Source organism: Streptomyces sp. NPDC045021, assembly GCF_056432645.1.
This window is the reverse complement of sequence record NZ_JBWKIQ010000001.1, coordinates 1,373,764-1,395,244: the sequence shown is the minus strand read 5'-3', so window position 1 is coordinate 1,395,244 and position 21,481 is coordinate 1,373,764. Positions and strand designations below refer to the sequence as shown.

Sequence of the window (21,481 nt, the reverse complement as noted above, 5' to 3'; positions counted from 1 at the left end):
CCCTTCGGTAACCAAGTCCCCCTAGGCTTCCGCTGCTTCTCCACCCACGTTCACCGGGAGTGTTCCGTGAGACTTGCCCGAGCCGCCACCGCCTGTGCCTTCGTGCTCCTGCTCGGTTCCGCCGCCACCACGCCCGCCGTCGCGTCCCCCGCCGGTACGGCGGACGCGGCGCGCACGGCGCAGAGCCCGCAGGTCCCCCAGATCAAGCTCGTGACCAGCAACGTGATGATGCTGTCGCGCAACCTGTACCCGAACTGGGGGCAGCTGCAGCGCGCGGACCTGATCGCGAACGCCGGCTACACGCAGAACGCCGATGTCGTCATATTCCAGGAGGCGTTCGACAACGCCGCGTCCGACCGGCTGCTCGGCAACGTCAAGGGCCGCTACCCGTACCAGACGCCCGTTCTCGGCCGCTCCACCAGCGGCTGGGACCGCACCGAGGGCGCGTACAGCTCCTGGACCCCGGAGGACGGCGGTGTCGCCGTCGTCAGCAAGTGGCCGATTCTGGAGAAGGTGCAGCATGTCTACGCGGACGGCTGCGGCGCCGACTACTACTCCAACAAGGGCTTCGTGTACGTCGTCCTGAACGTGAACGGCACCCGCGTGCACATCGTCGGCACCCACACCCAGGCCGACGACTCCTCCTGCGGCTCCGGCGCGGCCGCGAGCATCCGGCACGGCCAGGACCAGGAGATCGACGCCTTCCTCGACGCCCGCAACATCCCCGCCGCCGAACCCGTCATCATCGCCGGCGACCTCAACATCGACGCGCACGGCGGCGACTATCCGGGCCTGCTCGCGGACCTCGACGCGGCGGCCCCCGACGCCAACCCCGGCCCCGCCGACAGCTTCGACCCCGTCACCAACTCCGTCGCCCGGGACCGCTACCCGAACGACCCGGGGCAGCGCCTGGACCACGCACTGCTGCGCAACGGCCATGCCCGGCCGGCCCACTGGAACAACCGCGTCGTGGACGAGCACTCGCCGAAGTGGTCCGTATCCAGTTGGGGCACCACGTACTCGTACACCGACTACTCCGACCACTACCCGCTGGTCGCGGGCGACGTGTAGCCGGCAACTCCTCTCCAGGGGCGGAGAAGTGGGTGCGGCGGCGGGAAAACCAGTTGTGCGGACCATCCACGGCCGTCACGCTGGGTAATCAACACCCGCCGCTCCACTCACCGTCCCGGAGAGCCCGCACCGTGCAGTCCGCCATCACCGTCACGCCCACCCGCATACCCGAGCTGCTGCTCGGGCTGGCCACCGTGCGTCCGGTGTTCCTCTGGGGTGCGCCCGGGATCGGCAAGTCCTCCCTGGTCAGGGCCTTCGCCGAGTCGCTCGGTCTGGAGTGCGTCTCGCTGCTGGGCACCCAGCTCGCCCCCGAGGACCTGATCGGTGTTCCGCAGATCCACGACGGGCGGACGCGCTTCTGCCCGCCCGAGGCCATCGCGCGCGACGAGCCGTACTGCCTGTTCCTGGACGAGCTCAACGCGGCGACGCCCGATGTCCAGAAGGCCTTCTACTCGCTGATCCTGGACCGCCGGATCGGCTCCTACGAGCTGCCCGCGGGCTCCATCGTCATCGGCGCGGGCAACCGGTCCACCGACAACGCGCTCGCTCGCCCGATCGCGTCCGCGCTCATCAACCGCCTCACCCACGTCCACCTGCAGGCCTCCGCGAAGGACTGGCTGGTGTGGGCGGGCGAGAACGACATCCACCCCTGGGTGGTGGAGTACCTCACCGACCGGCCCGACCACCTGTGGTCGAAGGCGCCGAAGACCGAGGAGGCGTTCTCCACCCCGCGCTCATGGCACATGCTCTCCGACGCGCTGCACTCCTTCGGCCCGACGCTCGACGAGGACACCCTCAAGGTCATCACGCACGGCACGCTCACCCCCGCGCACGCCGTCTCCTTCTGCGGCTACGCGAAGATCGTCCGCAACGCCTACGGGCTCGACGCGATCCTCAAGGGCGACGCCCCCTGGCCGCGCCGAATCGAGGACCGCGATCTGCTGTACTACCTCGCCGACGCGTTCCGCGGCCGGCTCGCCAAGGAGCTGCCGGCCCGCAAGGAGCACGCCTCCGCCGCCGTCCGGCAGACCGCCTTCCGGTCCAAGGCGCTGCTCGTGCAGCTCGCGGAGATCTCCGTCGAGGTCGCCCAGACCGTCATCGCGGACGACATCGACGGCAATCCCGTGCTGCCCGCCTGGTTCCTCGTCGAGGCCGCCCGCGACATGCCGCGGCTGGTCGAGGCGCGCCGGTGAAGGCCCGCGCCAAGAAGCCCGACAAGCAGCGGGATCTTGCCGACGCGGCGTATCTGCAGGCGTGTTCTGTCATCTCGGCGCACCCCGCGCTGTCCGCCCTCGATGTCGCGTTCTGCCGGGACCCCACCTGCAAGCACCGCCCGGAGCACGGCCTGGCCCTGGTCGACTCCAGCGGCACCGTCCACGCCCACCCGTACCGCCGGGCCGACCCGGCCGCGTGGGCCTGGGCGCTGGCGCACTGCCTGCTGCACCTCGGCTTCGGCCATGTGCCGGCCGCCACCGGGCCGCGCCAGCAGCCGGACGTGTACGACCTCACCGCCCGTTGCGTGGTCGTCAACCGCTTCCTGGCCGTGATGCCCGTCGGGGAAACGCCCGAACACCTGCCGCGCAGCTGGCCGGACGGCGACGAGGACAAGCTCGCCGAGCGCTTCCGCCGTGACGGCATCCCGCCCGCCTACACCGACTGCGGCACCGCCGGCCCCGGCGAACCCGACCAGTTGCTCACCGAGTGGAGTGCCTGGCGCGGCGCCCTGCCGGACTGGAGCAACGCGCTCGCGCACGCCCTGACCCGTACGGTGTCCGCCGCGATGGACATGGCGGGCGGCCGCCGCGACAGCCTCACCGGAGCCCGCCTGGAGCAGCGGCCCTGGGAGCGCGCGCTCAACTGGTTCGTGTCCTCGTACCCGCTGCTGGGCGGGATCGCCGCGGGCATGACGCTCGTCGCCGACGCCGAACTCGCCCGCGCGCACGGCATATCCATCGCCGCGGTCAGCGCCGAAGCGGCCGAGATCTACATCAACCCGCTGATCAGCCACACGGACGAGGAGTGGCGCTTCATCCTCGGCCACGAGATGCTGCACGCCGCCCTGCGGCACGGTGAGCGCTGCGGCGGCCGCGACCCGTACCTGTTCAACGTCGCCGCCGACTACGTCATCAACGCCTGGCTGGTCGAGATGGACGTCGGCGACATGCCCGCCGGTCTCCTGCACGACCCCGAGCTCAAGGGCCTGTCCGCCGAGGAGGTCTACGACCGCATCGCCACCGACCTGCGCCGGATGCGACGGCTGGCGACGCTGCGTGGCAAGGGCAAGGGCGACATCCTCGGTGAGCCGCTGGCCCGACCCGCCCAGCCGGCGGAGTGGGTCGACCTCGACGAGTTCTACCGCCGCGGACTGATGACCGGCTTCGACCTGCACTCGACGCGCGAGCGCGGGCTGCTCCCGGCCGGGCTCGTGGAGGAGATCAACGCGCTCAGCCACCCGCCGCTGGCCTGGGACGCCCAACTCGCCCGCTGGTTCGACGAGTACGTCCCGCGTCCCGAACCCGTCCGCTCCTACGCCCGCCCCTCCCGCCGCCAGTCGTCCACCCCCGACATCCCGCGCGCCGGCCGGTACTTCCCGCCGGAGGAGGTGGCCCGCTGCACCTTTGGGGTCGTCCTCGACACCTCGGGATCCATGAGCACCACGCTGATAGGCAAGGCGCTGGGCGCCATCGCCTCGTACGCGGCGGCCCGCGACGTGCCCGCCGCCCGCGTCGTCATGTGCGACGCGGCGGCGCACGACGCGGGCTACGTGCCGGTCGCGGACATCGCCGGCCGGGTCCGTATCCACGGGCGCGGCGGCACCGTGCTCCAGCCCGCCCTGGACCTCCTGCACCGCGCGGACGACTTCCCGCCGACCGCCCCCGTCCTGATCATCACCGACGCCGAGTGCGACGTGCTGCGCCCGCGGCGCGAGCACGCGTACCTCGTACCGCGCGGCGCGGTGCTCCCGTTCGTCCCGAAGGGTCCGGTCTTCCGGATGGTGTGACACGTCGGCGGGCCGTGAAATGTGGTGCGGTGCGGGGGACGGGGCGGCAGACTCGGCCGGATGGAGACGTATCTGATCGGTGGCGGCTGGAACGAAGCCGCCGCGCCCCTGGTGTACGGGCCGTTCCTCGCCGCGGCGGGCCCCGACCCGGTCGTGGCGTGCCTGCTGATCGACGAGGGTGTCGGGGCGGCCGACTTCGGCCGGTACGAGGCGGCGCTGCGCACCGTGGCGCCCTGCCGGCCGTACCCCGTGCTGGTGCCGCCCGGCGGGGAGCTGGACCCCTCCGCACTGGACGGGGCGGCCGCGGTGCTGGTCTGCGGCGGTCTGACCCCCGCCTACGGCGATGTCGTCGCCGCGCACGCGGACCTGCTGCGGTCGATCCCCTACGCGGGCTTCTCGGCGGGCGCGGCCGTCGCCGCGGACCTGGCGCTGGTCGGCGGCTGGCTCTCGGGCGGGATCCCGGTCTGCCCGGAGGAGACCGCCGAGGACCTCGACGAGATCACCCTGCGGCCGGGGCTCGGCCTCGTCCCGTGCACCGTCGAGGCCCATGCGGCCCAGTGGGGAACCCTGGCCCGCCTCATCGAGACGGTGGCCCGCGGCGACGTCGCGGTGGGCGTCGCCATCGACGAGAACACACTGCTCACGGTGGAGGACGGCCGCTGCACGGTCGACGGCCTCGGCCGGGTCCATCTGGTGCGCGCGGGTGAGGCGACGACCGTACGGTCCTACCGGGCAGGAGAGACGTTCACGCTGTAGGCGACGCGGTTACCGGCCCGCGGACATGACGATGGCGGCACCCGTTCGGGTGCCGCCATCGGATCACGTTCTCAGTTGACTGCCTCGGGGTCCGGGCCAATGCGGTTGCCCGCGTCGAGGCCGGCGAGGGCCGCCATGTCGGCGGCGGTCAGCTCGAAGTCGAAGACATCGATGTTCTGCTGGATCCGGGACGGCGTCACGGACTTGGGGATCACGACGTTGCCGACCTGGAGGTGCCAGCGCAGGACGACCTGCGCCGGGGTGCGGCCGTGCCGCCCGGCGATCGTGCCGATCACCGGTTCGTCCAGCAGGCCCTTGCCCTGGCCGAGCGGGGACCACGCCTCGGTGGCGATGCCGTGCTCGGCGTGGAAGGCGCGCAGCGGGGCCTGGGCGAAGTCCGGGTGCAGCTCGACCTGGTTGACGGCCGGGACGACCGAACCCTCGTCCAGGACCCGGCGCAGCTGGGCCGGGCCGAAGTTGGAGACGCCGATGGCCTTGGCACGGCCGTCCGCGTGGATCTTCTCCAGGGCGCGCCAGGTGTCGGTGTACAGGTCGCGGGCCGGCGTCGGCCAGTGGATCAGGTACAGGTCGACGTAGTCCAGGCCCAGCTTGGCCAGCGAGTCGTCGACGGCCGCGAGGGCCTTGTCGAAGCCGTGTGCGGAGTTCCAGACCTTCGTCGTGATGAAGAGTTCCTCGCGCGGCACAGCGGAGGCGGCGATCGCCTTGCCGGTGCCCTCCTCGTTGCCGTAGATCGCGGCGGTGTCGATGCTGCGGTACCCGGCCTCCAGCGCGGTGGAGACAGCGGCCGTGGCCTCGTCGTCCCCCACCTGCCAGACACCGAAACCGAGCTGCGGCATCCGGACGCCGTTGTTGAGGGTGATGAAGGGGACCTGGCTGCTCACGAGCGGCGATCCTAACGTTGACGTACAGGGTTCTCCGTGCAACCACGCCCTCCGGACCCCCATTCCCGCTCACCGGAAACGTTTCCGGGGACGTTGCCCGGAACGTTGCCGGGGACGTTTCCTGCCCGGAAACTTGCCGGGTACGCCGACCCATCGGGACCCACCAGTCAGGCCGTCGTCCCCAGATAGGCGTCACGCACCGCCGGATCGGCTCTGACCTGCGCGGGGCTGCCCTGCGCGAGCACCGTCCCGAGGTCCAGGACGACGACGCGGGCGCACAGCTCCATCACGAAGGCCACGTTGTGCTCGACCAGCAGCACCGCGCACCCCTCCTGCGCGGCGAGCCGCCGCACGACATCGGCGAGCTGCTCGCGTTCCTCACCCGACATCCCCGAGGCGGGCTCGTCCAGCAGCAGCACCCGGGGCGGGTCCGCCAGCGCGCGGGCGACCTCCACCATCCGGGCCTGGCCGACCGGGAGCGTTCCCGCGTAGGCCGACCGCAGCTCGTACAGACCGCACTGGCGCAGCACCTCCTCGGCCCTCGACCGCCGCACCCGCTCCCGCGACCGGCGGGACGGCGCCGACACCAGATCGGCCGCGAGACCGCCTCCTCCGCCGTCCCACTCCTGGGCGACGACGAGGTTGTCGGTGACGGTGAGCTGCCCGAAGAGCTGCTGCCGCTGGAACGTGCGGCGCAGGCCGTGTCGGGCCCGCCAGACGGGAGAGCGGCCGGTGATGTCCCGGCCGTCGAGCAGCACCCGGCCCTCGTCGGGGCGGCGGATGCCCGAGACGGCGTCGAAGAACGTCGTCTTCCCCGCGCCGTTCGGGCCGATCAGCCCGCACACCTCGCCCGCGCGGACACCGAGGCCGACCCCGTCCAGGGCGCGGACGCCGCCGAACCGCACACCGATGCCGTCCGCCCGCAACACCTCACCCGTCATGGCTGGACCACCTCCCCCTCCATGTCGGCGTTCCCTGGCGGGCTGCCGTTGTCCGCCGACGCCGCGATGCCGAGGTACGCCTCGGTGAGCCGGTCCGTCTCCACCTCCGCGCGCGGGCCGCACCACGACACCACGCCGGACGACAGATACGCGACGGTGTCGGCGAGGCCGAGCACCTCCGCCGCCTTCTCCTCGACGAGCAGCAGCGCGGTACCCGCCGCGCGCAGTTCGGTGAGTACGGCGAAGACCTCGTCGACGACGCGCGGGGCGAGACCCAGCGAGGGTTCGTCGGCGACCAGGACCTTCGGCGGTCGCTGCAGCAGCGGGGCCAGCGCCAGCATCTGCTGTTCGCCGCCCGACAGCGACCCCGCGACGACCCCGCGCCGCGCCGCGAGCTGCGGGAAGCGGTCGTAGACCTGCCCGCGCGCAGCCCGGTCGGACAGATACAGCGTCAGATTCTCCTCGATGGTCAGCGCGGCGAAGATCCCACGGCCCTCGGGGGCGAGCAGGATTCCCCCGCGCGAGCGCTGGACCGGGCCTTCCCGGGTGCCGTCCCTGCCGTGCGTCAGCACGGTGCCCCGCGCGGGCGCGACCATCCCGGCGGCGACCCGGCAGATGGTGCTCTTGCCCGCCCCGTTGGGACCGAGCAGCGCCAGGATCTCACCGGATCTGACGGTCAGATCCACCCCGTGCAGGACGGATGCGCCGTCGTATCCCGCGTGGACGCCACGCAGTTCGAGCGCGGGCGGCCCACCGGAGGAAGGGGGCGGCACGAACGGGCGGCGCGGTGTGGCCGGGATCGGAAAAACACCGGCTGCGGGCTGCTCCGTTCGGGTCACCCGCTCCGCCCGCCGCCTGCGCAGCCGCACGGATATCGCCGCGCAGTAGCCGTCCGGGTCGTTGGCGAGGGCCAGGCCGGCCAGGCCGAAGAGGATGACCGGCAGGTGTGCGGAGTCGGTGACATAGGTCTGGAAGAGGTGCGGGACGATCGCGAAGACCAGCCCGGCGACCACCGCGAACTGCGGCCGCCGCAGCCCCGCGGCGACGACCACCGCCAGCCAGACCAGGCCCGTCAGCGCGGTGAAGTCCGTCGCGGTGATCCGGGTGTTGTAGGAGGCGTACATGACCCCGCCGAAGCCCGCGAGCCCCGCGGACAGCGCGAAGAGCACCAACTTCGTACGGACCACCGAGACCCCGGACGCCATCGCGGCGGCGGGCGCCGACCGCACCGCCAGGACGGCGCGGCCCGTCGCCGAGCCGCGCAGCGCGCTGAGCGCAGCGACGACCGCGCACAGCAGCACGATCAGGGCGACACCCATCGCCCGGTCGTCGCCCAGGTCGACCGGGCCCAGCACCGGGCGCGGGATCGGCCACCCCGCGTCGCCGTTGCGCAGCCAGCCCAGTTGGAACAGCACCTGGTCGGAGAGGAAGGCCAGCGCGAGTGTGGCGAGGGCCAGGCTGCGCCCTCCCAGCCGCAGAGCGGGCAGCGCCACCAACGCGCCGAGCACCGCGGCGACGCACGTCCCGGCGGCGGCCGCCGCGACGAACGGCCAGCCGTGGCTCATCAGCAGACCGGCCACCAGTGCGGCGCCGGTCACGAACGTGGCCTGGGCGAGGCTCACCATCGCGCCGAGCCCGGTGACGAGGGTGAACGAGACGAACACCAGGGAGATCGCGAGCCCTTGAGCGAGCAGACCGCTCCAGAACGGGGTGGTGACGGTGTAGAAGGCGACGGCGAGCAGCGCGGCGGCCGCCGTCCAGGGCCCCCAGCGCCGCGCCCAGGACGCCCCCGCCAGATAGTCGGGGGTGGTGACGTCCGCCGCGGCCGTGCCCGCCGCGCGCTGCCGCCGGGCCATCAGCAGCAGTCCCGCGAAGAGCAGGAAGAACGGAACAGCGGTACGGAATCCGGTGATCCGGTCCGCGAAGGAGGCGTAACCGGCGGCCAGGTTCTGCAGGACGCCGAGGGCGAGGCCGCCCGCGAACGCGAGCGGGATCGACGCGAAGCGGCCGAGGACGGCGGCGGTCGCGGACACGAAGAGGAAGAGCGTGTAGTCGTGCGCGGACAGACCGAGCAGCGGGGTGGCGAGCACCCCGGCGAGTCCGGCCAGCGCCGAGGAGAGCATCCAGGCGATCGACGACAGCCGGTCCGCGCTGATCCCGCGCAGCTCGGTCAGTGACCGGTTGTCGACGGCCGCGCGCAGCCGCAGGCCCAGGGTGGTGTGCCGGAGCAGGACCCACAGGCCGAGGGCGACGACGGCCGTGGTGATCCAGGTGATCAGCTGGTCGGAGTCGACGCCCACCCCGTCCACGAGCTGCCAGGACGTCGCCGGGCTCGGCCCGACGCCGGGCAGCCCGAACTGGTTCTCGGCGGGCTGCACGGAAATGCCCGCGTCCCGCAGGAGTTCCACCGCCCACAGCCCGGCCGCGGGCAGCGCGACGAGCAGGCCGATGGTCGCCACGATCTGCGCGGTCTCCCCGGCCTTCGCCAGCTTCCGGAACATCGTCCGGTCCAGCGCCCACCCGGTGGCCGGTGCGACGATCAGGACCAGCAGCAGCGCCGCCGGGACGGCCGGCCAGCCGAAACCGGAGTGCAGCTCGTAGTAGCCCAGCGCGCACAGATACGCGGTGGCGCCGTGCGCGAAGTTGAACAGGCCCGAGGCGGAGTACGACAGGACGAGTCCCGTTGCCAGCAGCGCGTAGAGCGCGCCCGACACCAGACCGCTCAGTACGAAGCCCAGCAGGTCTCCCATGGCCACTGCCTTCCGCGGTCGCTCGTGACTACGTGACTACCTGAGGAGGTGGTGCAGGCCTTACTTGAACGGGATGGCGGGGTAGCACTTGAAGGGCACGGCGACCTCGTACGTCCCGCCCTTGAGCCGTACCAGGCTGCCGCAGCCGAAGCCCTGGGTGTGTCCCTTGGGGAAGCTCCGGTCACCCGCCGGGCTGCCGGTGTCCGCGAAGCTGTCGGCCGCCTTCTGGAAGGTGGCGGTGGTGAGGTCGCGGCCGGTCTTCTTCGCGATGGCCAGGAAGAGGTCGGCCGACAGATAGCCGGTCATCATGTGGAGGTTGGGGCGGACATCGGCGCCGCCGACCTTCCGCACGTCCTTCAGGAACTGCGCGATGGCCGGGCTCGTCGACTCGAAGGGCTCGAACTGCACCAGGACGTAGACGCCGTCGAGCGCCTGCGCGGAGGTGGCCTTGGCGAGCAGCCCGGGGTCGTAGTCGGTGGGGTCGGAGAGCGCGCCGTGGAACCCGGCGCGCTTGAGGGCGGTGAACAGCCCGATGTTCTGCGGGGTCTGCATCACGGAGACGACCGCGTCCGGTGCCTTGCCGCCGTTGCTCTTCAGGATCTCGCCGGTGTACGCGGACCAGTCGCTCGGCGCGGCGGCGGCCGGGACCGAGGCCTTGGCGTACGTCACCTTGAAGCCGGCGGCCGTGAAGCCCTGGGTGTAGGTCCTGATGCCGAACTTGCCGGCGTCGCTGTCGGCGGCGATCAACGCCACGCTGCGGTCCTTGGCCCCGCCGAGCGCCTGGGCCAGACCCTCGGGCCAGGACTGGGTGATGGTGCCGCCGGGGCTCGGTACCAGGCAGCCGTTGAAGCCGTAGGTGGTGGCGGGCCCGCAGAAGGCGGGCAAGGTGCCCCAGCCGAAGACCGGCACCTTCTGCTGCTGGAGGAAGTCGGCGCCGGAGAAGGTGACCGAGCTCATCGGCACGACGGTGAAGACCTTGTCCTGCTGGACGAGCTTGCGGGCGGCGGCCAGGTTGCGGCTGGGGTCCTGACCGTCGTCCTCCGCGCCCAGGTAGTCGATCTTCCGGCCGTTGACGCCGCCCTCGTCGTTGGCGCGCTGGAAGCGGGCCTTGGCCCCGAGATCGGTGTCGGCCTTGCTGTACCCGCTCGACGAGGTCTTGGAGACGATGCCGCCGACCGTGATCGAGTCGTCGGTGACACCCCGGGCGGAGGCGCCGGCCTTGTCCTGCGGGGAGGTGCCGGTGGAGGCGGAGTTGCAGGCGGTGGCGAGCAGCAGCGAGGCCGCGGCTGCGGCGAGGAAGCGGATCGGTCGCGACACGTCAGGATCCCTCCGGAGCCGGATGAGTTCCTGCATTCTGCGGTTGACCTGACGGTCCGTCAATGAATAATCCAACATCATGTGACGATCCATCAGATATGGATCGGCTCCCGGGCCGGTGCCCCGGCGACACCCCAGCGGTTCCCCGGCCGGCGTTCAGGACGGAAGCTGTCAGCCCCGGTAGAGCGCCTCGATCTCCTCCGGGAACGCCTTCTCGATCGCCTTCCGCTTCAACTTCAGCGACGGCGTCAGCAGCCCGCGCTCCTCGGAGAACTGGGCGGCCAGGATCCGGAACGTACGGATCGACTCGGCCTGCGAGACCAGGGTGTTGGCGGCGACCACCGCCCGCCGGATCTCGGTCTCCAGATCCGGGTCGTGGACCAGTTCCGCGTCCGGCAGCCGCGGCTTGCCGCGCATCGTCAGCCAGTGCCCGACGGCCTCCGGGTCGAGCGTCACCAGCGCGGCGATGAAGGGCCGGTTGTTGCCGACCGCCACGCACTGCGCGATCAGCGGATGGGACCTGACCCGGTCCTCCAGCCCGACCGGCGAGACACTCTTGCCGCCGCTGGTGACCAGGATCTCCTTCTTGCGGCCGGTGATGGTCAGATAGCCGTCCTCGTCGAGCGCGCCGATGTCGCCGGTCGCCAGCCAGCCGTCACCGAGCACCTCGGAGGTGGCCCGCGGGTTGTTGAGATACCCCTGGAAGATCTGACCGCCGCTCAGCCAGATCTCGCCGTCCTCCGCGATGTGCACGGTGGTGCCCGGCACCGGCTGCCCGACCGTGCCGAACCGGGTCTGCTCGGGCGGGTTGGCGGTCGCGGCGGCGGTGGTCTCGGTGAGCCCGTACCCCTCGTAGATCGTCACCCCAGCGCCGCTGAAGAACAGCCCGAGCCGTCTTTCCATCGCCGAACCGCCGGAGATCGCGTGCCGCACCCGCCCGCCGAGCGCGTCCCGCACCTTGCTGTAGACGAGCTTGTCGTAGATCTGGTGCTGCATCCGCAGGGCGGCGCTCGGGCCGTGGCCGGTGCCGAACGCCTTGGCCTCCAGCGCCTCCGCGTACCGCACCGCGATCTCCACCGACTTGTCGAACGGGCCGAGCTTCCCGCTCGCCTCCGCCTTGCGGCGGGCCGCCTGGAAGACCTTCTCGAAGACGTAGGGGACGGCGAGGACGAACGTCGGACGGAAGACGGCCAGGTCCGGCAGCAGGTCGGCGGCGGTCATGCTCGGCTGGTGCCCGAGCCGGATCCGGTGCCGGATGCACGCCACTTCGACCATCCGCCCGAAGACGTGCGCGAGCGGCAGGAAGAGCAGCGTGGACGGCTCCTCGCCGGGCTTGTTCGCGAAGACCGTCTCCCAGCGGGCCACCACGTTGTCCGCCTCGGCCATGAAGTTGCCGTGGCTCAGCACACAGCCCTTGGGCCGGCCGGTGGTGCCCGAGGTGTAGATGATGGTGGCCGTAGCGTCCGGGGTGACCGCGAGCCGGTGCCGGTCGATCACCTCGTCGCCGATGTGGGTGCCGGCCGCGGCGAGCTCCTCGATGCAGCCGGCGTCGAGCTGCCACAGCCGGTTCAGCTGCGGCAGTTCGTCGACGGCTGCACCGATTGTCATCGCATGGTCCTCGTGCTCCACCACGCAGGCGACCGCGCCCGAGTCGTGCAGCATCCAGCGCACCTGGTCCAGGGAGGACGTCGGGTACACGGGGACCGACTGGGCGCCGATGGTCCACAGCGCGAAGTCGAAGATCGTCCACTCGTAGCGGGTGCGGGACATGATCGCGACGCGGTCGCCGAAGCGCACCCCGTTGGCGAGCAGGCCCTTCGCGACCGCCACCACCTCGTCGCGGAACTCGAGCGCGGTCACGTCGTTCCACTGCCCGTCCGTCCTGCGGCCGAGCACAACCTGGTCCGGGTGATCGGCAGCATTGTTGAACACGGCGTCCGCCAGTCCTCCGACCTGGGGCGCCGTGGCCATCGGGGGAACGGTGAAGTCGCGCACTTTTGTGCTCCTCGGGCCGCTTGGGCCTGTCCGGCGGGCGGGCCGTAAGCTACCTGATCCTTCGAGCGGGCGGGAAGGCTTGGTACGCACCAGTATTTCGGACGTCTGTGCTGGTAGGGCACTGGTTCCCGGTCGTCGCAAGGGAGAACGGCCGAGGGCCGGACCCCCGAAGGTTGTCCGGCCCCACCCGATCCTCACCAAATCTGCGCCAACCGGTTACCGCCGCTCTACAGCGGAAGCCGGTGCGCGACCCGCATCCCGGACCGACCGCGGACCGGGCGTCCCAGCCGAGGTTTCGCCGGCCGCACCTTCGCCGGGCGTCGCTCCCGCCGGAGCGGGCACCGCGGGCCGGACCGCCGGGGTCCGTACGAGGAGCAGCACCACGATGCCCGCCAGCACCCCGATGACGCCGGCCACGACGGCCGCCGTGCTCAGCCCGGACGCGAAGGCCGAGTGCAGCGCGTGGTCCATGGCCGCCCGCTTCCCGGCCGGCGTCCCGCCCAGTACGCCCTGGGCGCCGCCGCCCGCGAGCGCCCGCGCCGTGCCGTGCGCGTCGGGCACCTCGCGGCGCAGCGAGGTCTCCATCCGCGCGGCGACGATCGTGCCGAAGACCGCGACCCCGAGCGCGTAGCCGAGCTGGCGGAAGGTGTTGACCGCGCCGCTGGCCATGCCCGCGCGGTGCGGCGGTACGGAGGCGAGCGCCGCGCCCGCCACCGCGGGGTTGACGAGTCCGACCCCGACGCCGGCCACCAGCAGCCCGGCGGTGAGCGAAGCCCAGCCGGAACCGGCGTCCAGCAGGCTCTGACCGAACGCGCCCAGCCCGATCAGTACCAGCCCGATCCCGATCACCAGCCGGTACGGGGCGCCGTGCAGGAACTTGCCGCCCAGCGCGGCCGTGACGAACCCCGCCGCCGCCAGCGGGACCAGCACCAGGCCGCCGAGGACCGGGCTCAGGCCCAGCAGCGTCTGCAGCCAGATGGAGGTGTACGGCAGGAACCCGAACGCGGCGGCGTTGAGCGCCAGCGCGCCGACCATCACCCCGACGAACGAGGCGTTGCGGAACAGGCTCAGATCGAGCAGCGGATGCGTCGACCGGCGCTCGACCGCGATGAACAGCCCGAGTGCCGCGACCGCCGCGAGCAGCGTCCCGATGGTGCGTCCCGAACCCCAGCCGACCGCGTCGGCCCGGATCACCGCGTAGGTGGCCAGACCCGCGAAGAGCGTGAAGGTGGCCGTGCCCGCCCAGTCGATGCGGTGTCCGGCGCCTTCCCTGCGCGATTCGGGGACCACCTTGAGCGTGAGCCACACCGCCGCGAGGCTGACCGGCAGATTGACGAAGAAGATCCAGCGCCAGTCGAACCCCTGGGTGAGCAGACCGCCCACGATCGGGCCCAGCGCCGCCGCGCCGCCGCTGACCGCGCCCCACACACCGAGCGCCACCGACCGGTCCCTGCCCTGGTAGACGGCGGCCAGCAGGGAGAGCGTGGTCGCGAACATCGCGGCCGCGCCGATCCCCTGGACCGCGCGCATCGCGACCAGCACCGTGGTGTTCGGCGCCAGACCGCAGGCGAGCGAGGCGGCCGCGAAGACGACCGTCCCGGCCACGTACATCTTCCGCCGGCCCACCACGTCCGCCGCGGATCCGGCGCCGATCAGCAGGGCGGCGAGCGCCAGCGCGTAGATGTCGATGACCCACTGCAGGTCCGACAGGGACGCGCCGAGCGAGCTGGTGATGTCGGGCAGCGCGACGATCACGATCGTGACGTCGAGCAGCAGCATGAACGTACCCAGACAGACCGCTACCAGCGGTCCCCACTTACGCATCGTGATTCCTCGTTCTCTTCGGTTCTCCCGGTCCGGCGCCCGTTGACCCCGTGACTCGCCCTACGATCGATATCGGCGGACGCATTCACCAGCCATGGCTGACCAAGCGTCGCTTTCCGACATCAAGGAGGGCTTGAGCGGTGGATTCTCCTTCCTTCGACGAGCTGGACCTCAAGCTGATCCAGGCGCTGCAGATCGACGGCCGGGCGCCCTTCAGCCGGATCGCCGCCGTCCTCGGCGTCTCCGACCAGACGGTCGCCCGTCGCTTCCGCAGGCTGCACGCCGGCGGCGCGCTGCGGGTGGTCGGCGTGGCCGACGCCGAACGGCTCGGCCGCACCAGCTGGCTGCTGCGGCTGCGCTGCGCGCCCGACGCGGCGGAGCCCATCGCCCGGGCCCTCGCCCGCCGTCCCGACACCAAGTGGATCGGACTGACCTCCGGCGGCACGGAGTTGGTCTGCGTCGCCGAACCCCGCACCCGGGACGACCACACGGCGCTGATGCTCGGCAAACTCCCGCGCACGCCCAGCATTCTGGAGATCAGCGCCCTGTGCCTGCTGCACACCTTCTACGGCGGCCCGCTGGGCTGGTTCGCCAAGGGCGAGGGACTGGCCCCGGCCGAGGTCGAGGCCCTCACCCCGCCGCCGACCGACCCGTTCACCGACCCGATCACGCTCGACGCCGAGGACGAGCTGCTGATCGACGCGCTGGGCCGCGACGGCCGGGCCACCTACCCCGAACTCCAGCAGCTCACCGGGTTGTCGGAATCGGCCGCCAAACGGCGGCTGGAACACCTGCGCCGGATCGGGGCGCTCTTCATCGACGTCCAGTTCGACGCGGAACAGCTCGGTTACCACGCCCACGCCGTGCTCTGGCTGACCGTGCGACCGTCGGCCCTGTCGGACGTCGGACAGGCGCTTTCCGAGCACATTGAGGTGGCGTTCGCCTGCGCGACCACCGGCTCGTCGAACCTCTTCGCCGCCATCCTCTGCCGCGACACCGCGCACCTCTACCGCTACCTCAGCGAGAAGATCGGCGCGCTCGACGGCGTCCGGCACGTCGAGACCGCGCCCACGCTGCGTCGCGTCAAGCACCTGGCGTACGAGGAGCGGCGGCGCTGAGCCGATCTCGCGCAGCCGGCGGCAGCGCGGGCCCGCACGCTCACACCGGCCGGTGCAGCCGCTCGCCGCCCTCCAGGATCGCGGCGGCCAGCGCGTCCGCGGCGTCGGCCGCGGCCGACGCCGAGCCGCGCCGGCGGCCGTGCAGCAGGACGAACTCGACGCCGCCGAGCACCGGCAGGCCCGCCCGGGACGGGACGGGGGCCAGGCCGGGCGGGATCAGGCCCTCGGCGTGCACCATCACGCCGAGGCCGGCGAGCGCCGCGGCGGTCAGCCCGCTCAGGGAGCGGCTGGTGCAGGTGATCCGCCAGGCGCGGCCCTGCCGGCCGAGCACGTCCAGGGCACGGGCCCGGGTGATGCCGGGCGGCGGATAGACGATCAGCGGCACCGGCCGGTCGGGATCGAGCCGGAGCCGCCGGCCCTCGGCGGCGATCCACACCAGCTTGTCGCGCCAGACGAGCTGCCCCGGCCCGCCCTCGCCGAGCCGCTTGGCGAGCACCAGGTCGAGATGGCCGGCCCCCAGCCGTTCGTGCAGGGTGCCGGAGAGCTCGACGGTCAGCTCCAGGTCCACTTCGGGGTGGTCGCCGCGGAAGCTCTCCAGGATCTCCGGCAGCCGCGGCGTGGCCAGATCCTCCGAGACGCCGAAGCGCAGCCGCCCGCGCAGCCGGGTGCCCGCGAACCAGCCGGCGGCCCGTTCGTTCGCCTCCAGGATGGTGCGGGCGAAGCCGAGCATGGCCTCCCCGTCCTCGGTCAGACCGACGCTGTGGGTGTCGCGGGAGAAGAGCCGCCGCCCGGTGGCCTCCTCCAGTCGGCGCACCTGCTGGCTCACGGTGGACTGCCGCAGGCCCAGCCGCCGGGCGGCCTGGGTGAAGCTCAGGGTCTGCGCGACGGTCAGGAACGTCTTCAACTGCGCGGGGTCGTACACAGCGCAAGGTTATCGCGGAACGTGATAACAGTCAGAACGGCCAGAGGGATTCCCGATCACCATGATCAGGAGGAGGCTGGAGAGGCAACCCGCCCGCCCCGAGGGGTCGGGCCGTGTCCGGCCGCACCACGAAGCAGGAGCAATGCGCCGCCCCACGTACCCCGCCTGGCTCCCGGTCGATCCGTTCATCGCGGCACTCCTCGGCACCGTCCTGCTGGCAGCGCTGCTGCCTGCCACCGGCGGCGCCGCCACCGCCGCGGGCGGAGCGACCGACGGCGCGGTCGCGCTGCTCTTCTTCCTCTACGGTTCGCGGCTGTCGACCCGCGAGGCCGTCGACGGCCTCAAGCACTGGCGGTTGCACCTCACCGTGCTCGCCTGTACCTTCGCGCTCTTCCCGCTGCTCGGACTGGCCGCCCGCGGCCTCGTCCCGTTCGCCCTGTCGCCGCAGCTGTACACCGGACTGCTCTTCCTGTGCCTGCTGCCCTCCACCATCCAGTCCTCGATCGCCTTCACCTCGATCGCCCGCGGCAACGTGGCCGCCGCCATCTGCGCCGGCTCGTTCTCCAGCCTGATCGGCGTCCTCCTCACCCCGCTGCTGGCCGCAACTCTGCTCGGTGGTGGCGGCGGGGTCTCGGCGGACTCGGTGCTCGACCTCGCGCTGCGCCTCCTCGCGCCGTTCCTCGCCGGGCAACTGCTGCGCCGCTGGACCACCGGCTTCCTGACCCGGCACAAGAAGGCCCTCGGCTATGTCGACCGGGGCTCGATCCTGCTGGTCGTCTACACCGCGTTCAGCGCGGGGATGGCACAGGGCATCTGGCACCAGGTGACTCCCGTGCGGCTGCTGGAGCTGCTCGTCGTGGAGGCCGTGCTCCTCGCGGCGATGCTCGCCCTGACCTCGTACGGCGCCCGCCGGCTCGGCTTCGACCGCGCGGACCGCGTCACCATCGTCTTCGCGGGATCGAAGAAGAGCCTGGCGTCGGGACTGCCCATGGCCACCGTGCTCTTCGGGGCGCAGGCGGGCCTGACCATCCTGCCGCTGATGCTCTTCCACCAGATGCAGCTGATGGTCTGCGCCGTGATCGCCAAACGCTGGGCGCGGCGGGCCGCCGATCCGGCCCCCGAGCCTGCCCGGGATCCGGCCCCCGAGCCGGTCACTGATGTTCGTCCCCTGGAGATGTCACATTCGCGCGGCCCCGATCCGTCCTACGGGCATGACTGACATCGAGAACACCACCGACAACACCAGCGGGAACAGCGGGACGACGATTCTGCTGGCCGGCGCGACCGGAGTGTTCGGACGGCACATCACCCGCGCGCTGACCGCCGCCGGGTACCAGGTGCTCGGGCTGGGGCGGGGCGCCGGCAACGACGTGACCGCCGACCTGATGGACCGGGAGGGCCTGCTGCGGGCGGTGGCCGGGGTCCGGGCCGATGTGGTGATCCACGCGGCGACGGCGCTGCGCAAGCCGCCCATACGCCACCAGGACATGGCCGCCACCGACGCGCTGCGCATCGAGGGCACCGCCAACCTGCTGGCCGCGGCCCGGGAGACCGGGGCGCGGCGCTTCCTCGCCGAGTCGATGGTCTACGGCTACGGCTACGGGGACCACGGCGAGCGCCCGCTCACCGAGGACGGCGACCTCTTCGCGCCATCCGGAACCGACGCCCGCCTGGAACGGCACCTGGCGGGAATGCGCGTCAAGGAGGAACTGACTCTCGGCGCCGAGGGCATCGAGGGCGTGGCCCTGCGCTTCGGGCTGTTCTACGGCGCGGGCGGCACCGACGCGCTCCTGCCGCTGCTGCGCAGGCGCGCCCTTCCCGTCGCCGCCGACCACGGCCGGGTGGTGCCGTGGGTGAACCTCGCCGACGCGGCCGACGCCGTCGTACTCGCCGTTCGGCACGGCCGGCCGGGCCAGGCGTACAACATCGCGGACGAGCTGCCGATCGGCTTCGCCGGTCAGATAAGGGCCACCGCCGAGGCGTTCGGCCTGCCCAAGCCGCTGACGGTCCCGCTGTGGCTGATGCGCCCGATGTCGTACGCGTACGCCGCGATGGCGACGAACCTGCGGGTCTCCACCGACAAGGCGCGGGCCGAACTGGGCTGGAAGCCGGCCCACCCCACCAGCCACGACGGCCTGGCGGAGCTGGCCCGCGCCAGCAGGTGACCGACGACCCGCGCGGTCAGCGCGGGACGTTCGCGATCGGCAACTCCTAGCGCGGAGTGCGGACGCGGGCGAGTTGCCTGGACTGGGCGACCAACCGTCCCGTGGAGTCCCACACTTCGGCGTCCTCCTCCATGTAGCCGTCCGCGAAGTTGCGCGTCGAGTGGACGACGCGCAGCCAGCCCGGGGCGGGCTTCGCCCGGACGTGCACGGTCAGTTCCAGGGTCGGAGCCCAGCCGCCGATGCCCAGGTCGAAGCTGACCGGGGGCAGCGCGTCCACCGCGAGGAGGAGCAGCAGCGGGTCGGGCTCGCGGCCGTCGGGCATCCGCAGCCAGCCCCGGATGATGCCCCGGCCGGACGGTGCGCCCATCGCCCAGCCGACGGTGTCCGGGTCGAGCCGCAGATCGAGCCGGCTGAGCAGCTCCGCCTGCTCGACGAAGGAGGGCGGCGCCAGTTCGGCGCCGACGCACTTCTCGGGCGGCGGAAGGTTCGGGGGCGTGGCGCTGGTGCGGACGTCGCCGGCCGCGTGGCCGTCCAGGTCGCCGTACGTGGCGATGGCCCGCAGCCGCTCCTCGCCGCCCTGCAGGAGCGAGACGGTGCCGGTGGAGACGGTGCGGCCGCGCCGCAGGGTCTCGGTGCGCAGTTCCGCCGGGCCGGCGGTCGAGGTGGACAGGTAGTAGGCGCTGATGGAGAAGGGGTCGCTGTGGCCGTCCTCCCCGCCGCCCAGTTCCTCCCCGAGCGCGCGTGCCGCGAGCGCCAGCAGCAGACCGCCGTTGATGCCCTTGCCGATGCGCCAGCCGCCGTCGAGGTCGGCATCGAAGACGGACGGCTCCCCGGCCCGCGCCACCACGGCGGTCCCGCGGTCGAACTCGTACCCCTGGTCAGTCATACGATCTGTCACACCGCGCAGCCTAAGGTGCGGCGGGGACCGGCCGGCGCAGGGGGCGCACCCCGCCTGCCGGTCCCCGCCCGTGTGCGCGGACGGCCTCAGCTTCCGTCGGCCGCGGTCCGCAGGATGATCCGGTGCTCACCCGCGTACACGTTCATGGAGGAGCCGCGCAGGAACCCGACCAGCGTCAGTCCCGACTCGGCCGCCAGGTCCACCGCCAGCGACGACGGCGCGGAGACCGCGGCCAGTACCGGGATGCCGGCCATCACCGCCTTCTGGGCCAGTTCGAAGGACGCGCGGCCCGAGACGAGCAGGATCGAGTTCGAGAGCGGCAGCAGATCCTGCTGCAGGGCCCGGCCGACGAGCTTGTCGACGGCGTTGTGCCGCCCGACGTCCTCCCGGACGTCCACCATCTCGCCGTCCGCCGTGAAGAGTGCGGCGGCGTGCAGCCCCCCGGTCCGCTCGAAGACCTGCTGGGACGCCCTGAGCCGGTCGGGGAGGACGGCTAGCAGGTCCGTGCCGATACGGACCGGGGGAGTGTCGTCGATCTTCCAGAGGGCGTTGGTGCGCACGGCGTCCAGGCTGGCCTTGCCGCACAGGCCGCACGAGGACGTGGTGTAGACGTTGCGCTCCAGCGTGATGTCGGGGACGGTCACGCCCTCGGCCAGCCGGACGTCGACGATGTTGTAGGTGTTGGAACCGTCCACCGTGGCGCCCGCGCAGTACACGATGTTCGCGATCTGGTCGGCCCGGCCGATGACGCCCTCACTCGCCAGGAACCCCACGGCGAGTGCGAAGTCGTCGCCGGGGGTGCGCATGGTGATGGCCAGCGACTTGCCGTTCAGCCGGATCTCCAGTGGCTCCTCCGCCACCAGGGTGTCGGCGCGGTGTCCGGCCACGCCGTCCCTGATGCGGAGTACGCGGCGGCGCTCGGTGACCCGTCCCATAGCTGATCAGTCCCGGTTCTGTACATGCTGGAAGCCGAAACGGCCCTTGATACAGAGGTTGCCATGGGTGACCGGGTTGTCGTGCGGCGAGGTCACCTTGACTATCTCGTTCTCCTGGACGTGGAGCGTCAGATTGCACCCCACACCGCAGTATGCGCAGATCGTCGTCGTCTCGGTCTGCGCCTCCTCGTCCCAGGTGCCGGCCGCGCGCATGTCGTACTCGGTCTTGAAGGAGAGCGCTCCGGTGGGGCAGACCTCGATGCAGTTGCCGCAGTACACGCAGGCCGAGTCGGTGAGCGGCGCCTCCTGCTCGACGGCGATGTGGGAGTCGAAACCGCGGCCGGCGACCGCGATCGCGAAGGAGTTCTGCCACTGCTCGCCGCACGCGTCCACGCACTTGTAGCAGAGGATGCACTTGCTGTAGTCGCGGACGTAGAGGTCGTTGTCGACCTTGGCCGGCTGCCCGGCGACGGTCGCGGCATCGGGCCCGAAACGGCCGGGATCCGCGCCGTACTCCGCGATCCACTCGGCCACCCGGGGTGTGGTCGACATGTCGACGGACGAGGCGAGCAGCTCCAGCACCACCTTGCGGCTGTTGCGGGCCCGCGGTGTGTCCGTGCGCACCGTCATGTCCGGCTCGGCCTTGCGGGAGCAGGCGGGGGCCAGGGTGCGCGCGCCCTCGACCTCGACGACACACACCCGGCAGGCGTTCTTCGGGGTGAGCGTGTCGCCCTGGCAGAGCGTCGGGATGTCCTTGCCGGCGGCCGTGCACGCGTCGAGGATCGTCGAGCCCTCCGGAACGCGGACCGGCTCGTCGTCGAGGGTGAACTCGACGATGCGGCGCGGCAGGCCGAGCATGATCGGGGCGGTGGTGCTCGCAGTGGTC

General features: G+C 72.0%; 17 protein-coding genes. 7 read left to right on the top strand and 10 right to left on the bottom strand.

The genetic code is table 11. From position 1 onward, the window contains the following. Positions 1-66 precede the first annotated feature (66 nt). From sph to AC07DC_RS06170, 4 genes are all read left to right on the top strand, one after another. Positions 67-1,071, top strand: coding sequence for a sphingomyelin phosphodiesterase (gene sph, locus AC07DC_RS06185; protein WP_478912255.1), 1,005 nt, complete (start codon positions 67-69; stop codon positions 1,069-1,071). Positions 1,072-1,202: 131 nt separating this feature from the next. Continuing rightward, positions 1,203-2,264 carry an ATP-binding protein gene (locus AC07DC_RS06180; protein ID WP_478912253.1) on the top strand — a complete coding sequence of 354 codons (1,062 nt, stop codon included), beginning with the start codon at positions 1,203-1,205 and terminating at the stop codon, positions 2,262-2,264. Further along, positions 2,261-4,072: a vWA domain-containing protein gene (locus AC07DC_RS06175; RefSeq protein WP_478912251.1), complete on the top strand. Its 1,812-nt coding sequence runs from the start codon at positions 2,261-2,263 to the stop codon at positions 4,070-4,072. Before AC07DC_RS06180 ends, AC07DC_RS06175 begins: the two co-directional genes overlap by 4 nt. Before the next feature lie 60 nt (positions 4,073-4,132). After that, positions 4,133-4,828 carry a type 1 glutamine amidotransferase family protein gene (locus tag AC07DC_RS06170; RefSeq protein WP_478912249.1) on the top strand — a complete coding sequence of 232 codons (696 nt, stop codon included), beginning with the start codon at positions 4,133-4,135 and terminating at the stop codon, positions 4,826-4,828. 71 nt (positions 4,829-4,899) lie between these two features. Here the strand turns inward: AC07DC_RS06170 and AC07DC_RS06165 are convergent, their stop codons facing one another. The 6 genes from AC07DC_RS06165 to AC07DC_RS06140 all read right to left on the bottom strand — a co-directional run bounded on the left by AC07DC_RS06165 (position 4,900) and on the right by AC07DC_RS06140 (position 14,557). Continuing rightward, positions 4,900-5,685 carry an aldo/keto reductase gene (locus tag AC07DC_RS06165; protein WP_478912638.1) on the bottom strand — a complete coding sequence of 262 codons (786 nt, stop codon included), beginning with the start codon at positions 5,683-5,685 and terminating at the stop codon, positions 4,900-4,902. A 212-nt stretch (positions 5,686-5,897) separates the two neighbouring features. After that, positions 5,898-6,671, bottom strand: a complete 774-nt coding sequence (locus AC07DC_RS06160) for an ABC transporter ATP-binding protein (RefSeq protein WP_478912247.1) — start codon at positions 6,669-6,671, stop codon at positions 5,898-5,900. After that, complete coding sequence (locus AC07DC_RS06155) at positions 6,668-9,421, bottom strand: ABC transporter permease subunit (RefSeq protein WP_478912245.1); 2,754 nt, start codon at positions 9,419-9,421, stop codon at positions 6,668-6,670. Before AC07DC_RS06155 ends, AC07DC_RS06160 begins: the two co-directional genes overlap by 4 nt. 60 nt (positions 9,422-9,481) lie before the next feature. Then, complete coding sequence (locus tag AC07DC_RS06150) at positions 9,482-10,738, bottom strand: ABC transporter substrate-binding protein (RefSeq protein ID WP_478912243.1); 1,257 nt, start codon at positions 10,736-10,738, stop codon at positions 9,482-9,484. Between the two features lie 171 nt (positions 10,739-10,909). Beyond that, positions 10,910-12,733 (bottom strand): AMP-dependent synthetase/ligase, encoded by a 1,824-nt coding sequence (locus AC07DC_RS06145; RefSeq protein ID WP_478912241.1) that lies wholly within the window; start codon positions 12,731-12,733, stop codon positions 10,910-10,912. A 216-nt stretch (positions 12,734-12,949) separates the two neighbouring features. Then, complete coding sequence (locus AC07DC_RS06140; protein ID WP_478912239.1) at positions 12,950-14,557, bottom strand: MFS transporter; 1,608 nt, start codon at positions 14,555-14,557, stop codon at positions 12,950-12,952. Positions 14,558-14,697: 140 nt separating this feature from the next. Here AC07DC_RS06140 and AC07DC_RS06135 point away from each other — a divergent pair, with 140 nt between their 5' ends. Next, complete coding sequence (locus AC07DC_RS06135) at positions 14,698-15,675, top strand: Lrp/AsnC family transcriptional regulator (RefSeq protein WP_478912237.1); 978 nt, start codon at positions 14,698-14,700, stop codon at positions 15,673-15,675. Positions 15,676-15,715: 40 nt separating this feature from the next. Here AC07DC_RS06135 and AC07DC_RS06130 read toward each other — a convergent pair whose 3' ends face one another. Beyond that, entirely contained in the window at positions 15,716-16,597 is an 882-nt protein-coding gene (locus tag AC07DC_RS06130; RefSeq protein ID WP_478912235.1) for a LysR substrate-binding domain-containing protein, read from the bottom strand. A 142-nt stretch (positions 16,598-16,739) separates the two neighbouring features. Between AC07DC_RS06130 and AC07DC_RS06125 the strand changes: the two genes are divergently transcribed. Together AC07DC_RS06125 and AC07DC_RS06120 are read left to right on the top strand one after the other, a co-directional pair. Next, complete coding sequence (locus AC07DC_RS06125) at positions 16,740-17,816, top strand: bile acid:sodium symporter family protein (protein WP_478912233.1); 1,077 nt, start codon at positions 16,740-16,742, stop codon at positions 17,814-17,816. Further along, entirely contained in the window at positions 17,809-18,762 is a 954-nt protein-coding gene (locus AC07DC_RS06120) for an NAD-dependent epimerase/dehydratase family protein (protein WP_478912231.1), read from the top strand. The genes AC07DC_RS06125 and AC07DC_RS06120 overlap by 8 nt, the downstream gene beginning before the upstream one ends. Before the next feature lie 46 nt (positions 18,763-18,808). On the opposite strand, the gene AC07DC_RS06115 is transcribed toward AC07DC_RS06120, so the two are convergent. The 3 genes from AC07DC_RS06115 to AC07DC_RS06105 all read right to left on the bottom strand — a co-directional run bounded on the left by AC07DC_RS06115 (position 18,809) and on the right by AC07DC_RS06105 (position 21,453). Continuing rightward, positions 18,809-19,648, bottom strand: coding sequence for a thioesterase family protein (locus tag AC07DC_RS06115; protein WP_478912636.1), 840 nt, complete (start codon positions 19,646-19,648; stop codon positions 18,809-18,811). A 98-nt stretch (positions 19,649-19,746) separates the two neighbouring features. Further along, positions 19,747-20,595 (bottom strand): formate dehydrogenase accessory sulfurtransferase FdhD, encoded by an 849-nt coding sequence (gene fdhD / locus AC07DC_RS06110; RefSeq protein ID WP_478912229.1) that lies wholly within the window; start codon positions 20,593-20,595, stop codon positions 19,747-19,749. A gap of 6 nt (positions 20,596-20,601) precedes the next feature. Continuing rightward, complete coding sequence (locus AC07DC_RS06105; RefSeq protein WP_478912634.1) at positions 20,602-21,453, bottom strand: 2Fe-2S iron-sulfur cluster-binding protein; 852 nt, start codon at positions 21,451-21,453, stop codon at positions 20,602-20,604. Between the last annotated feature and the right edge of the window lie 28 nt (positions 21,454-21,481).